Annotated in this window: 10 protein-coding genes and 1 tRNA gene; 6 read left to right on the top strand and 5 right to left on the bottom strand. The window is 64.2% G+C overall.

From position 1 onward, the window contains the following. Positions 1 to 31 precede the first annotated feature (31 nt). Together KSS90_RS18890 and KSS90_RS18885 are read right to left on the bottom strand one after the other, a co-directional pair. Positions 32 to 751, bottom strand: coding sequence for a lysophospholipid acyltransferase family protein (locus tag KSS90_RS18890; protein WP_217866784.1), 720 nt, complete (start codon positions 749 to 751; stop codon positions 32 to 34). Between the two features lie 184 nt (positions 752 to 935). After that, the gene (locus KSS90_RS18885) at positions 936 to 1,625 is read right to left on the bottom strand and encodes a crotonase/enoyl-CoA hydratase family protein (protein ID WP_046856578.1); all 690 of its coding nucleotides are present in this window, start codon (positions 1,623 to 1,625) and stop codon (positions 936 to 938) included. Between the two features lie 290 nt (positions 1,626 to 1,915). Between KSS90_RS18885 and KSS90_RS18880 the strand changes: the two genes are divergently transcribed. Continuing rightward, positions 1,916 to 2,005 (top strand) — tRNA-Ser (locus KSS90_RS18880). Positions 2,006 to 2,185: 180 nt separating this feature from the next. Here the strand turns inward: KSS90_RS18880 and KSS90_RS18875 are convergent. From KSS90_RS18875 to KSS90_RS18865, 3 genes are all read right to left on the bottom strand, one after another. Further along, the gene (locus KSS90_RS18875) at positions 2,186 to 3,217 is read right to left on the bottom strand and encodes a hypothetical protein (RefSeq protein ID WP_217866783.1); all 1,032 of its coding nucleotides are present in this window, start codon (positions 3,215 to 3,217) and stop codon (positions 2,186 to 2,188) included. A 197-nt stretch (positions 3,218 to 3,414) separates the two neighbouring features. After that, positions 3,415 to 5,544, bottom strand: a complete 2,130-nt coding sequence (locus tag KSS90_RS18870; protein WP_217866782.1) for a TonB-dependent siderophore receptor — start codon at positions 5,542 to 5,544, stop codon at positions 3,415 to 3,417. Between the two features lie 227 nt (positions 5,545 to 5,771). After that, complete coding sequence (locus KSS90_RS18865) at positions 5,772 to 6,149, bottom strand: hypothetical protein (RefSeq protein WP_217866781.1); 378 nt, start codon at positions 6,147 to 6,149, stop codon at positions 5,772 to 5,774. A gap of 441 nt (positions 6,150 to 6,590) precedes the next feature. On the opposite strand from KSS90_RS18865, the gene KSS90_RS18860 reads away from it, so the two are divergent. From KSS90_RS18860 to KSS90_RS18840, 5 genes are read left to right on the top strand one after another with little or no spacing between them, the layout of a single operon-like run. Further along, positions 6,591 to 8,048 (top strand): serralysin family metalloprotease, encoded by a 1,458-nt coding sequence (locus KSS90_RS18860; protein ID WP_217866780.1) that lies wholly within the window; start codon positions 6,591 to 6,593, stop codon positions 8,046 to 8,048. A gap of 51 nt (positions 8,049 to 8,099) precedes the next feature. Next, a complete protein-coding gene (locus KSS90_RS18855) occupies positions 8,100 to 8,477 on the top strand; it encodes an AprI/Inh family metalloprotease inhibitor (RefSeq protein ID WP_052752634.1) in 378 nt (125 codons plus the stop codon). Between the two features lie 44 nt (positions 8,478 to 8,521). Beyond that, positions 8,522 to 10,243 (top strand): type I secretion system permease/ATPase, encoded by a 1,722-nt coding sequence (locus KSS90_RS18850; protein WP_217866779.1) that lies wholly within the window; start codon positions 8,522 to 8,524, stop codon positions 10,241 to 10,243. Beyond that, a complete protein-coding gene (locus KSS90_RS18845; RefSeq protein WP_217866778.1) occupies positions 10,240 to 11,532 on the top strand; it encodes an HlyD family type I secretion periplasmic adaptor subunit in 1,293 nt (430 codons plus the stop codon). The genes KSS90_RS18850 and KSS90_RS18845 overlap by 4 nt, the downstream gene beginning before the upstream one ends. 9 nt (positions 11,533 to 11,541) lie before the next feature. Beyond that, positions 11,542 to 12,891: a TolC family outer membrane protein gene (locus KSS90_RS18840; RefSeq protein ID WP_217866777.1), complete on the top strand. Its 1,350-nt coding sequence runs from the start codon at positions 11,542 to 11,544 to the stop codon at positions 12,889 to 12,891. Positions 12,892 to 12,953 lie beyond the last annotated feature (62 nt).

Raw genomic sequence — 12,953 nt, 5'->3', positions numbered from 1 at the left:
TGTAGCGACACGGGGCAAGTCCGCAGGCAGGTCAGGACGCGCTGACTTCGCTTTCCATATGGTCGATGCAATGCTGCATCTGGTTGCGGCACTGTTCGATCAGCGCCGGCAGGTCATGATGGGTCAGGCCCGCGGTGGCGATGGGGGCCAGCGAGCGGATGACCACCGTGCGCTGGCGCCAGCTGTTCAGGCTCAGGCGCCTGGTGTAGCGGCTGACGCATACCGGCACGATCGGCACGCCGGCCTCGATCGCCATGTGGAAAGCGCCTTTCTTGAACGCCAGCAACTGTTCCCCGGGGTTGCGCGTGCCCTCGGGGAAGATCCAGATCGAAGTATCGTCGCGCAGGGTGCGGGTGGTGGTCTGCATGGCCTTGCGTGCCTGATAGGCGTTCTTGCGGTCGATCAGCACATTGCCGCCCAGCCAGAACAACTGGCCGAACAGCGGGATCCAGCCCAGGCTCTTCTTGCCGATGGCCACGGTACGCCGGGGCACCACCTGGCCGAGGATGAACAGATCATAGTTGGACTGGTGGTTGGCGATGATCACGCAGCCGGGGGGCTGGTCCCACAGCGGGCCGACCTCGGCCTTGACCTTGATGCGCAGCAACCAGGCGGCCGGCACGCTGTACAGGCGGGCGAACAGGCGGCTGTTGTCGGGGTTGAACGGGCGCAGCAGGCCGATCACCAGGCCGACGACACCCACGAGCAGAAAGTGCAGCGCCAACAGGAGCATGCGGAACATATAAAGCATGGTACGACTCACACCGGACAGTCGCGGCGCAGTGTACGGGTGTGCACTGGTGGGGGCAAACGTTGCTGTAGCGTGGCAGGTCAAGTGGGAGCGGGCTTGCCCGACGATGGCGTCACCCTGGGTGATCGCATCGCGGGGCAAGCCCGCTCCCACAAAGTCCTGTGAGGAAAATCCCTGGGCGGACTCAGCCCAGGTGGTTCTGGTCCGCCAGGATCGCCTCGTCCAGCGCCTCCAGCAGGCCCTTGCGCACCTTCAGCTTGGTGTTCTTGTGCGCCAGCATGTTCAGCTTCTTCATTTCGCGGGCGGCTGCCAGGGCGGTTTCGTGCAGCTGTTCAGCTGGCACCACCTTGTCGAGGAAGCCGGCTTCCCGGGCACCCTGCGGGTCGAATACTTCGGCATTGTTCACCGAGCGCTGGAACGCCGCACGGCCGAGGCGGTCACGGGCCAGCTCGATACCGGCGTGGTGCATGGTCATGCCGATCTGCACTTCGTTCAGGCAGATCTTGTAGGGGCCTTCGACACCGATGCGGTAGTCGCCCGACAGCAGCAGGAAGGCGCCCTTGGCCACGGCATTGCCGGGGCAGGCGACGATCACCGGGAAGGGGTGCGACAGCAGGCGCCGGGCCAGGGTGGAGCCGGCGGTGACCAGGCCAACGGCCTCCTTGGGGCCGGCGGTCATCACCTTGAGGTCGTAGCCGCCGGAGAGGATGCCCGGCTGGCCGGTGATGATCACCACCGCGCGTTCCTCGACGGCGCGATCGAGCGCGGCGTTGAAGGCTTTGATCACATCCGGGGAGATGGCATTGACCTTGCCGTTGTTCAGGGTCAGGGTGGCGATGCCGTCTTCGGCGTGGTAGGTAATCAGCTCGCTCATGGCAGAGTCCTTTGGATGGCGTGGCGATGACGTTACCCAGCGGCGCCGGCCAGGTAAAGCGCCAAGACTGACTGATCGGTCAGCCCTGCGCCGCCGTGCCCTGTGCCATCTGGACAGCGCCGTGGGGGCGGGGAAAAGCGCTGGGCACAATGGCAGCATCGCCCTGATTGGCCGGAGTTTTCGGTCGATTGCCTTAAGCGCATGAAAATTCTGAAAAAAATGCTTGCCAAGTAAAAGCTCTTCTACTAAATTAGCGCGCCTCGACAGGCTGAATAGCTTGAAGAGAAAACGGTGAAGTGTCCGAGTGGTCGAAGGAGCACGCCTGGAAAGTGTGTATACGAGAAATCGTATCAAGGGTTCAAATCCCTTCTTCACCGCCACATTCTACGAGAAGCCCCCGAATCGAAAGGTTCGGGGGCTTTTTGTTTGCGCCTGTAAATTGCTTCAAATCACCTCGAGGGTTTGAAGATGCCTTTCCGTATCAGGCAAGGCTGGCCAGCATCAGGACTTCAGCGCAGTCCCGGCCCGACCGGATGCGGGCCGGGCTTTTCGAATGATGGTTAATGGGCCACGCCGGATCGACGTTCGACAAAAGCGTGGAAATCGCGATCCTGAGCCCAAAGTTTGTTCACTTCGTCGCGTTTCTCCGGCGCGGGCATTTTTTGCAGTGCCTTAAGCGCCTTCTCCCAGAATACATAGCGGGTTGCATCCAGGTAGACGCAGGGGTTTGGCTTGCGGCCAAGCAGGTAGTACCGACCGACTTTGCGCAGCTCGCTGCTCAGGCCCATGAGCCTGAACCTGTTGCCGACCCTGTGTGTAAGGTTGGGGGACGGTATGTGGCTGGGCACGCCGCGCGACACTTCGACCAGGGCGCGGCTGAACTGCTCATCGAAGCGCTGGAAGAACAGCCCTACCATGGCGTGGTAATAGGACTTCTGTGAATAGTAGTGATGCACGCAGTCGCGGGCCTCGACCACCTGCTTGTCGCCCAGCATGAAGGAAACGGCGATCTGCTCCATGGTGTGCAACTGCGTATGCAAGTGCGCCCATTGATCGATCAGGGCGATCGCCTCGTCCAGCAGGCCGGTGTGACGGCGAGTCATTCCGCAGATACCGCTGTTGTACAGACGCAGCGAAGGGCTGGGAGGGCGTTTTTTCGCCGCCAGCTCTGCGACCAGCCCGGTGTAGTCGTCGCGCTGCGCCGCTTGCTGCCAACAGAACTCGAACTGGTCCATGAGGAACTGCTCATCGCTCACGCGTTCGAAGAGAGTTGCCGGATCTTTCAGGAAAATGGTGTCGGTATCGACGAAAATGGTCTTTTCGGCGAGCTCCATGCCCCGGCGAATCGCCATGGCCTTGCGTCGATGAACGTAACCGGCCGACCCCATCCAGTCCGCCAATGTCGCCTCGTCCAGAAAGACCGTACGAACCGGCCAGCCTTCGAAGGCTTCGGGATGGTCGGTGAACACGGTAATGCTGAAACTCTCGCGATCGGCCTGGTGACGTAGGGCGGAGAGGATGCTGAACTTTGCCTCGTGCAGATAGGCGGTTTTCTTACCGTACAGGAGGTACAACAGATGATTCGACTGCATAAAAACTGAATTCCAATGTTCCTATCCGGCTCCACGCCTTTCGGGTGCATAGTGCCAGAATCGTCCTGAAGGCTCCAGAAACGGCTTTGCGCGTGTATGGCTACGACTGCGTTGCAGGGGCTGCAATGGCAGGAGAAAAAAGCCCCGCGTTCGACCGTGAAGCGGGGACTATGTTTGCCGGGCCGTCGGCGTTCCCCTCAAAAACTCACGCTGGCCGACAGGCGGGCGGTGCGTGGTGCCCCTTGGAACAGGTAGTTGTCGCCCAGGTAGTCACCCACGTCGCGCCAGTAGCGCTTGTCGAAGACGTTGTCCACGGTCAGGCGCAGCACGGTGTCGTAGCCACCGATGCTCGTGCGGTAACGGCTGCCGATGTCGAACACTGTGTAGCCGCCGACTTCGACATTGCCTGCTGAGCTTGCGTACTTGCTGGCGCTGTAGCGGGCGCCGCCGAGCAGGGCCAGGCCGGGAACGGGCAGGGCGTAGTCGGCCTGCAGGGCGGCGCGCAGGCGTGGCACGTTGATCGCCTGGTGACCTTCGTAGGCGGCGGTGTCGCTGTTCTGCACCCGGGCTCGGATTGCTGCGGCGCTGGCGTGGATTTGCAGGTTGGAGGTCACCCAGCCGCTGGCGCCGAGTTCCAGGCCGGTGTTCTTCTGCTGGCCCGACTGCACGTAGGTCGGCGCTGGGGTTCCGTCGGGGCGGGCGTACTGGTAGGCCTGGCGGATCTGGAACAGGGCCGCGCTGAAGCTCATGCCCTGCCATTCACGCTTGATGCCCACTTCGAGCTGGCGCGACAGGGTCGGGGCGAGGATTTCGAACGCGTTGCTGGCATACCAGGGAGCGATGCCACCCGAGGACAAGCCTTTCGCATAGCTGGCGTACAAGGTGGTGTCCGGCTGCGGCTTGTAGATCAGCGCTGCGTTGGGCAGCAGTTGGTACTGTCGGGTGTGGCGCCCGGCAACGCCATTTTGGTCCCAGGTCTTTTCGTCCAGGCGCACTTCCCGGGCGCCGATCACGGTCTGCCAATTGTCGTTGAAGGTGATCCGGTCGCTGAAGAACAGGCCGTACTGGCGGCTGTCCAGGCGGCGTTCACTACTGCCAATGGGCTTGTCCGACGGCTCCACGGCTGGCGCACCGGTATGGATATTGCTCGTCCCTCGCCACTCGTTGTAGCCCGGCCGTTGGTCGAGCGTGCGGCGTTGCGCACTGGTACCGACGGTCAACTCATGGCTCACACCCAAAGCGTCGAAACGCCCGTCGAGCGTGGCCTGGGCTTCGTCGATGCGACGGGTATCGTCAGGGCTGCGGAAATCGTAGATGTCGTAGTCGCCATTGCTGCCGAAGTAAGATCCTTCGTTCGAGCCCCAGGCGAATGCGCTGTAATCATCAATCACCACCTTGCTGCGCGAGGCGCTCAAGGTGCCGTTCCAGTTGTCGTTGAACTGGTACTTGAAGCGCCCGCCCAGGTTCAGCGAGTCGTTCTGCACGGGCTTGGCCCAGGACTGCCAGGCCAGGTGATCCTTGGGGTCGACGCCATGAGGTAACTGAGAGCCGCCGAGCAGTTGATACCCCGGCACCGAGTACTGCTCGCGGTGCTGGTACTCGGCGTCCAGTTCCAGCACGGCATTCGGGTTGAGCTGCCAGTCGAGGGCCAGGGCGGCGAAATCGCGCTTGCCGTCGGCATGATCGACATAAGAGCGGATGTCCTCGTGGGCCAGGTTCACCCGCAGGCCCAGCTGGCGCTCGGCGCCGAACCAGCCGCCCAGGTCGGTGGCCAGGTAGCGTTCACCCTGCTCGTTGGTCGAAACCGTGACCGAGCGCACATCCTCGGCGCGCTTGGTCACGTAGTTGACCAGCCCGCCGGGGGCCGACACGCCGCTCTGCAAGCCGGACAGCCCCTTGAGCAGTTCTACCTGCTGCTTGTTTTCCAGCGCCACGTTCTGCTCGCCGGCGATGGTCTGGCCGTTTACCCGATAGCTGCTGGCGGCGTTGAGCTCGAAGCCGCGCACGTTGAAGTTCTCGTAATAGCCGATCGGCGCATAGCTTTCGCCCACCGAGGCATCGCTCTGTAGCACTTCGCTCAGCTTGCGCACCTGGCGGTCGTCCAGCAACTGGCGGCTGAATACGCTGACCGACGCCGGTGTGTCGAGCAGCGGTGCGTTGTACAGGCCGCCGACCTGGGCTTCGCGTGCCTGGTAGCCGCTGTCCTGAACATCCGAGATGCGCACGGGGGCCAGGGCCACACTGTCGTCGGCAAGGCCATGGCCACTGTGCAGGGCAAGGCCCAGGCCGAGCAGGCCCAGGGGCAGGCGGGGGCGAAGCGGGGTCATGCAAGGCTCCTTGAAAAGCGGACGCGCCGTTATCGCTCGGCAGCTGTCGGGCAGGCAAAAGGGCGCCATGGTAGCAGGCTGCCGCGCCTTTCAGGGATGCAGGGTGCAGTGGAGGCGTCGCCGCTCCCATCGGTTCTGCGCAATCCTGAGGCATGCGCTTTCCCTGTGGGAGCCGGCTTGCCGGCGATGACGCCAGTACAGTCAATACGAACGAAGCGGGGCGCGATTCAGGCCGCTGCTGGCCGCTGGTGCCGGCGCCAGCTGTCGTCGATCTTCGACCAGGTCTTGCCGTCGGTGATGGCCAGCAGCTTGCGGCCATCCTTGAAGGTGGCGAGGAAGGTGACTTCCTCTTCCTTGCCGCCCAGCAGCAGGCCGGCGAGCAGGCCGACCGGGCCGGCCACCAGGGCGCCGGCCACCCCCCAGCCCAGGGCGCTGCCCAGGCTGCGGGTCGACTCGAGGTTGGCCAGCTTCAGATCCTTGATCCGTGCCAGCGAAATGCGCTCGCCGGGCGAAGGGCTGCGCGGGGTCTTGAGTGTGAGCGCTCCATTGCGATACTCGCCTTCACCTTGCAAGAAATCGCCGGATTGCACCGTGAGTCTTGTCATTGTGTCGTCCTGTCAGGAAGGGGGCCTTTGACCAACGCCTACTGAGCGCTCCGCACGCTGGCAAGTCAACGTCGAGGCGACGGAGGGTCGTGCGGCAGGTTGTCGCGTAGTAAAGCGCCTAAACGAAGTGTTGATGGCAAACCACAGGCACAAGTCGCATTTTCGAAAGTAAACTTCGAATCGTCGTCTATAAAGTCCTGGGGTCATGATTGGAACTAATGCTTGCAGCTGGCGCCATTGATCCATGGCAGTTTGCGCAAATAACTACGATGCAGTTGGGTTTTCGAAAACGAAAAAATGACGTCAAAAAACGCTGGACATCAAGTTTCAATGTGTGTCAGTTTTTTTGCGCCTCATAAAGGCGAGTGACAGGAAGTTCTCGCCAGGTGGGAAATCCTGTCTGACATCAACTGCTTTTTTGTAAACAAGGAAGTAACCTGCATGTCGAAAGTCAAAGAAAACGCTATTGCATCGGCCGTTTCCGCACTGCAACCCAAGGGGCCAAGTTCTTCGTTCGGCCTGATCGATAGCTTTGCCCACCAGTACGATCGCGGCGGCGCGAACATCAATGGCAAGAAGTCCTTCACGGCCGACCAGGCCGCCGACCACATCCTGCGTGATGGCGCAGCCTGGAAGGACCTGAACAAGGACGGCACGATCAGCCTCACCTACACCTTCCTGACCAAGGCACCGTCTGACTTCTACAGCCGCGGACTGGGCTCGTTCAGCCAGTTCAGCGACCTGCAGAAACAACAGGCCAAGCTCTCCATGCAGTCCTGGGCGGACGTGGCCAAGGTCACCTTCACCGAGGCAGGGTCGGGCGGCGACGGTCACATGACCTTCGGCAACTTCAGCGCCAGCAACGGCGGCGCAGCGTTCGCCTACCTGCCGTTCGACGGCCCAGGTTCGCACAAGGGCGAGTCCTGGTACCTGATCAACAGCGGCTACCAGGTCAACATCACCCCAGGCACCGGCAACTACGGGCGCCAGACCCTGACCCACGAGATCGGCCACGTGCTCGGCCTGTCCCACCCCGGCGACTACAACGCTGGCGAGGGCAACCCGACCTACCGTGACGCCGACTACGCCCAGGACACCCGTGGCTACAGCGTCATGAGCTACTGGAGCGAAAGCAACAACGGGCAGAACTTCATCAAGGGCGGCGGTCAGTACTACGCCTCGGCCCCGCTGATGGACGACATCCTGGCGATCCAGAAGCTCTACGGCGCCAACTACGCCACCCGTGCCAGCGACACCACCTACGGCTTCAACTCCACCGCTGATCGCGACTTCTACTCGGCCACCTCGGCCTCGTCGAAGCTGGTGTTCTCGGTGTGGGACGGCGGCGGCAACGACACCTTCGACTTCTCGGGCTTCACCCAGAACCAGAAGATCAACCTCAACGAAGCGTCGTTCTCCGATGTCGGCGGTATGGTCGGCAACGTGTCCATCGCCAAGGGCGTGACCATCGAAAACGCCTTCGGCGGCTCGGGCAACGACCTGCTGATCGGCAATGCGCTGGCCAACGTGCTCAAGGGTGGTGCCGGCAACGACATCATCTACGGCGGCGGCGGCGCCGACCAGCTGTGGGGCGGCAGCGGCTCGGACACCTTCGTGTTCGCGGCTGTCAGCGATTCCACCAAGGCGGCACCGGATCGCATCATGGACTTCACCTCGGGCGTGGACAAGATCGACCTGTCGGCCATCTCCGCGTTTGCCGTGAACAAGCTGCCGCTGCAGTTCGTCAACGCCTTCACCGGCCACGCCGGCGAGGCTCTGCTGACCTACGACCAGGCCACCAACCTGGGCAGCCTGTCCATCGACTTCACCGGAAACGCCTCGGCTGATTTCCTGGTGACCACCGTTGGCCAGGCCGCTGTCACCGACATCGTGGTCTGATGCAACAGGGGCGGCGCTCGCGCGTCGCCCTTTTGCCGGCGAGGCGGACGAATGAAAGCAACCTTGCGAACGATCGCGCTGGCCGCGATTACCCTGATGTCGATGACCGAGGTAGGTATGGCGAGCAGCCTGTTACTCCCCAACGCCGCGCAAATGGCCGGTGATTGGACGCTTTACCCCGAACAGCAGCAGGCGCAGGCCTGCAACCTGCACCTGGGCGCCACGGAAGGCGAAATCGAAGGCGACCTGGACTGTGCCAGGGACCTGTTGGGCCTGCGCCCCGGCAGCTGGCTGGTGACGCCCGACACCTTGGCCCTGGTGGGCGGCGACGGCAGCAGCGTGGTGCATTTCAGTCGCGAGGGGGCCAAGCGTTACGCCTGGACTCGGCCGGACGGTACCCAACTGGTGCTCCAGCACTTGGACAAATAACCCCGGCCTGAAACTTTAAAGTTTCAGGCAAGCAAGGGCGAAACATGAAACTACCGAGCAAAAAGCCCGGGGCGCCTTTGTGGGCGGCACTCGGCGAACATAAGTCGACTTTGATCAGCGTCGGCTGTTTCACGGCATTGATCAACTTGCTCATGCTGGTGCCGTCGATATATATGCTTCAAGTGTACGACCGTGTACTGAGTTCGCAGAGCACGACAACTTTGTGGGTGCTGACATTGATGGTTGTCGGCTTCTTCGTTTATATCGGCGGGCTCGAGGCCGTACGCAGTTTCATTGTCATCCGGGTCGGCAACCAGTTGGAAAAGACGTTCAACCTGAAGGTCTATCGCGCCGCCTTTGAACGCAACCTGCGCCAGCGCGACGGCGCCGCCGGCCAGGCCCTGGGCGACCTGACCCAGCTGCGCCAGTTCATCACCGGCCCCGCGTTGTTCGCCTTCTTCGATGCGCCCTGGTTCCCCATCTACCTGGCGGTGATCTTCGCTTTCAACGTCTGGCTGGGCGTGATGGCCACGGTCGGCGCGCTGCTGCTGATCGCCCTGGCGATCCTCAACGAGCGCCTCACCCATGCCACCCTGGCCGAGGCCAGTGGCTTCCAGCATCAGTCGACGCAACTGGCCGGCAGCCAGTTGCAGAGCGCCGAGAGCATCCAGGCCATGGGCATGCTTGGCGCGCTGCGCCAGCGCTGGTTCAGCCTGCACGGACGGTTCCTCGACCTGCAGAACAAGGCCAGCGACACCTCGGCGGTGATCACCGCCACCAGCAAAGGCCTGCGCCTGTGCCTGCAATCGCTGGTGCTGGGGCTGGGCGCGCTGCTGGTGATCGAGGGGCAGATGACCCCGGGCATGATGATCGCCGGCTCCATCCTCATGGGCCGGGTGCTGGCGCCGATCGACCAGTTGATCGCGGTATGGAAGCAATGGAGCGGCGCGCAGCTGGCCTACCAACGCCTGGACGGGCTGCTGCGCGAGCACCCCGAGCCGCCGACTCCGATGCCCTTGCCGGTGCCCACCGGGCAACTGGCGGTGGAGCAGGTCAGCGCTGGCCCGCCCGGGCGCAACCTGGCCACCCTGCAACAAGTGAACTTCGCCTTGGCGCCGGGCGAGCTGCTCGGCGTGCTGGGGGCTTCGGGTTCGGGCAAGTCGACCCTGGCCAAAGTGTTGGTCGGCGTCTGGCCGACCCTGAGCGGCCATGTGCGCCTCGATGGCGCCGAACTCAGCCAATGGGACCGCGACGCACTGGGCCCGCACATCGGCTATCTGCCGCAGAACATCGAGTTGCTGCGTGGCAGCATCGCCGAGAACATCGCCCGCTTTGGCGAGTTGGACGGCATCAAGGTGGTCGAGGCGGCGCGCCTGGCGGGCGTGCATGACCTGATCCTGCGCCTGCCCCAGGGCTACGACACGCGCCTCGGCGAGGAGGGGGTGGACCTGTCCGGCGGCCAGAAGCAGCGCATCGCCCTGGCCCGCGCCCTGTACGGCGATGCCCGGCTGATCGTGCTCGACGAACCCAACTCCAACCTCGACAGCCACGGCGAAGCCGCCCTGGCCAACGCCATCGTCCAGCTCAAGGCCCAGGGCCGCACCGTGGTGCTGGTGACCCACCGCAGCGCGGCGCTGGCCCAGGCCGACAAGCTGCTGGTGATGAACGAAGGGCGCATGCAGGGCTTCGGCCCGGCCCGCGACATCCTCCACGCCATGGGCCAGGCCCCGGCGCAACGACCCCTGCAAGCCGGAGGTGGCGCATGAGCCAGCACACCCGTGATGCACGTTTCCATGTTCGTCTGGGGTGGTGGCTGACCCTGGTCGGTTTCGGCGGTTTCATGGCCTGGGCCAGCCTCGCCCCGCTCGACCAAGGCGTGCCGGTGCAGGGCACCGTGGTGGTGTCGGGCAAGCGCAAGGCGGTGCAGTCCATGGGCGCGGGCGTGGTCAGCCGCATTTTGGTCAGCGAAGGCCAGTTAGTGCGCCAGGGCGAGCCGCTGTTCCGCCTCGACCGCACCCAGGTGCAGGCCGACGTCGATGCGCTGCAGGCTCAGTACCGCATGACCCGCGCCGCCCTGGCGCGCTGGCAGAGCGAGCGCGACAACCTTGGCCAGGTGCAGTTTCCCGGGGAACTGCTCGAAGACGCCGATGCTCGCCTGGCGCTGATCCTCGAAGGCCAGCGCCAGCTGTTCGACAGCCGCCGCCAGGCCCAGGCCCGCGAGCAGGGCGCCCTGGCCGCCAGCATCGATGGCTCCCAGGCGCAGTTGACCGGCATGCGCCGGGCGCGCAGCGACCTGCAGGCCCAGGCCGATTCGCTGCGCGAGCAGCTCGACAGCCTGCGCCCGCTGGCCGGCGAGGGCTATATCCCACGCAACCGCGTGCTGGAGTACCAGCGCCAGCTGTCGCAGGTGCAGCGCGACCTGGCGCAGAACGCCGGCGAAAGCGCGCGTCTGGAGCAGGTGATCGTCGAGGCCCGGCTCAACTTGCAGCAGCGCCGCGAAGAGTATCAGAAAGAGGTGCGCAGCCAGTTGGCCGAAGCCCAGGTCAAGGCCGCGACCTTGGAGCAGCAGCTCAACTCCGCGCACTTTGAGCTGCAGCACAGCGAGATTATCGCCCCGGCCGACGGCATCGCGGTGAACCTTGGCGTGCATACCGAAGGCGCCGTGGTGCGGGCCGGCGATACCTTGCTGGAGATCGTGCCCCAGGGCACCGCGCTGGAAGTGGAAGGGCGCCTGCCGGTGAACCTGGTGGACAAGGTGGCACCGCAGTTGCCGGTGGACATCCTGTTCACCGCCTTCAACCAGAACCGCACGCCACGGGTTACCGGCGAAGTGGCGCTGGTGTCGGCCGACCAGCTGATCGACGAGCGCAGTGGCCAGCCGTACTACGTGCTGCGCAGCACGGTTAGCGAAGAAGCGCTGGCGCGTCTGCAGGGCCTGGCCATACGCCCGGGCATGCCCGCCGAGCTGTTCGTGCGCACCGGCGAGCGCTCGCTGCTCAACTACCTGTTCAAACCCCTGCTCGACCGTGCAGGCACCGCCTTGACCGAACAATAAGGACCGCCAGTGAAGAAGTTCCCACTGATCGGGCTGCTGCTGGCCTGCGCCTGGCTGCCGACCGCCGCCCAGGCCGCCATGGGGCCGTTCCAGGTATACGAGCAGGCCCTGCGCCGCGATCCGACCTACCTCGCGGCGTTCAAGGCCCGCGAAGCCGGCCAGGAATACCGCGCCATCGGCCGCGCCGGCCTGCTACCCAGCCTGTCGTACAGCTACAACAAGGGGCGCAACGATTCCGAGGTGCGCTACCTCGGCGATTCGCGTCGACAGAAAGAGGACCGCACCTACAACAGCATGGGCTCGACCTTCATCCTCCAGCAGCCGCTGTTCGACTACGAAGCCTATTCGAGCTACCGCAAGGGCGTGGCCCAGGCGCTGTTCGCCGATGAGAGCTTCCGCGACCAGAGCCAGCAACTGCTGGTGCGGGTGATGACCAGCTACACCCAGGCGCTGTTCGCCCAGGACCAGATCGCCATCAGCGTCGCCAGCAAGCAGGCCTACCGCCAGCAGTTCCAGCAGAACCAGCGTCTGTTCGACGCCGGCGAGGGCACGCGCACCGATATTCTCGAGGCCCAGGCCCGCTACGAGCTGGCCGATGCCGAGGAGATCAAGGCGCGCAACGAACAGGATGCCGCGCTGCGCGAACTGGGCGCGCTGATCGGCGAGCCGGCGGTGCGGGTCGAGGACCTGGCGCCGCTGCGCCTGGGCTTCGCCCTGCCGGTGGTCGACCCCAGCGGCTACGAGGCCTGGCAGGAGCGGGCCCTGGCCAACAACCCGCAACTGGCGTCGTCGCGCCAAGCCCTGGAAGTGGCGCGCTACGAAGTCGAGCGCAACCGCGCCGGGCACCTGCCCAAGGTCACCGCGTTCGCTACTTCGCGGCGCCAGGAGTCGGACAGCGGCAACACCTATAACCAGCGCTACGACACCAATACCGTGGGCATCGAAGTGAGCGTGCCGATCTTCGCCGGGGGCGGGGTGCTGGCTTCGACCCGCCAGGCCAGCCGGCACCTGGAGCAGGCAGAGTACGAGCTCGATGGCAACACGCGCAGCGCCTTGATCGAGCTGCGCAAGCAGTACAACGCCTGCCAGTCCGGTGCCAGCCAGCTGCGTGCCTACCAGCGGGCGTTGGTGGCGGCCGAGGCGCTGGTGGTGTCCACGCGCAAGAGCGTGCAAGGTGGCGAGCGGGTCAACCTGGACGTGCTCAACGCCGAACAGCAGTTGGCCACCACCCGCCGCGACCTGGCCCAGGCGCGCTACGACTACCTGTTGGCGTGGATCAAGTTGCATTACCAGGCCGGGGTGTTGAGCGAGACCCAGCTGGCGCGGGTGGATGAGGCGTTCATCGAAGGCAGACCCTGATTCTTGCGCGGGCCTCATCGCCGGCAAGCCGGCTCCCACAGATGTTGCGCGATACCCTGTGG

This window comes from Pseudomonas maumuensis, assembly GCF_019139675.1.
GTDB lineage: Bacteria > Pseudomonadota > Gammaproteobacteria > Pseudomonadales > Pseudomonadaceae > Aquipseudomonas > Aquipseudomonas maumuensis.
The sequence above is the reverse complement of the archived record's forward strand: the minus strand, read 5'-3'. Positions and strand labels throughout refer to the sequence as shown.

Coding starts and splice junctions, on each gene's coding strand:
- KSS90_RS18890 (WP_217866784.1), bottom strand. CDS start 751: ATGCTTTATATGTTCCGCATGCTCCTGTTGGCGCTGCACTTTCTGCTC.
- KSS90_RS18885 (WP_046856578.1), bottom strand. CDS start 1,625: ATGAGCGAGCTGATTACCTACCACGCCGAAGACGGCATCGCCACCCTG.
- KSS90_RS18875 (WP_217866783.1), bottom strand. CDS start 3,217: ATGCAGTCGAATCATCTGTTGTACCTCCTGTACGGTAAGAAAACCGCC.
- KSS90_RS18870 (WP_217866782.1), bottom strand. CDS start 5,544: ATGACCCCGCTTCGCCCCCGCCTGCCCCTGGGCCTGCTCGGCCTGGGC.
- KSS90_RS18865 (WP_217866781.1), bottom strand. CDS start 6,149: ATGACAAGACTCACGGTGCAATCCGGCGATTTCTTGCAAGGTGAAGGC.
- KSS90_RS18860 (WP_217866780.1), top strand. CDS start 6,591: ATGTCGAAAGTCAAAGAAAACGCTATTGCATCGGCCGTTTCCGCACTG.
- KSS90_RS18855 (WP_052752634.1), top strand. CDS start 8,100: ATGAAAGCAACCTTGCGAACGATCGCGCTGGCCGCGATTACCCTGATG.
- KSS90_RS18850 (WP_217866779.1), top strand. CDS start 8,522: ATGAAACTACCGAGCAAAAAGCCCGGGGCGCCTTTGTGGGCGGCACTC.
- KSS90_RS18845 (WP_217866778.1), top strand. CDS start 10,240: ATGAGCCAGCACACCCGTGATGCACGTTTCCATGTTCGTCTGGGGTGG.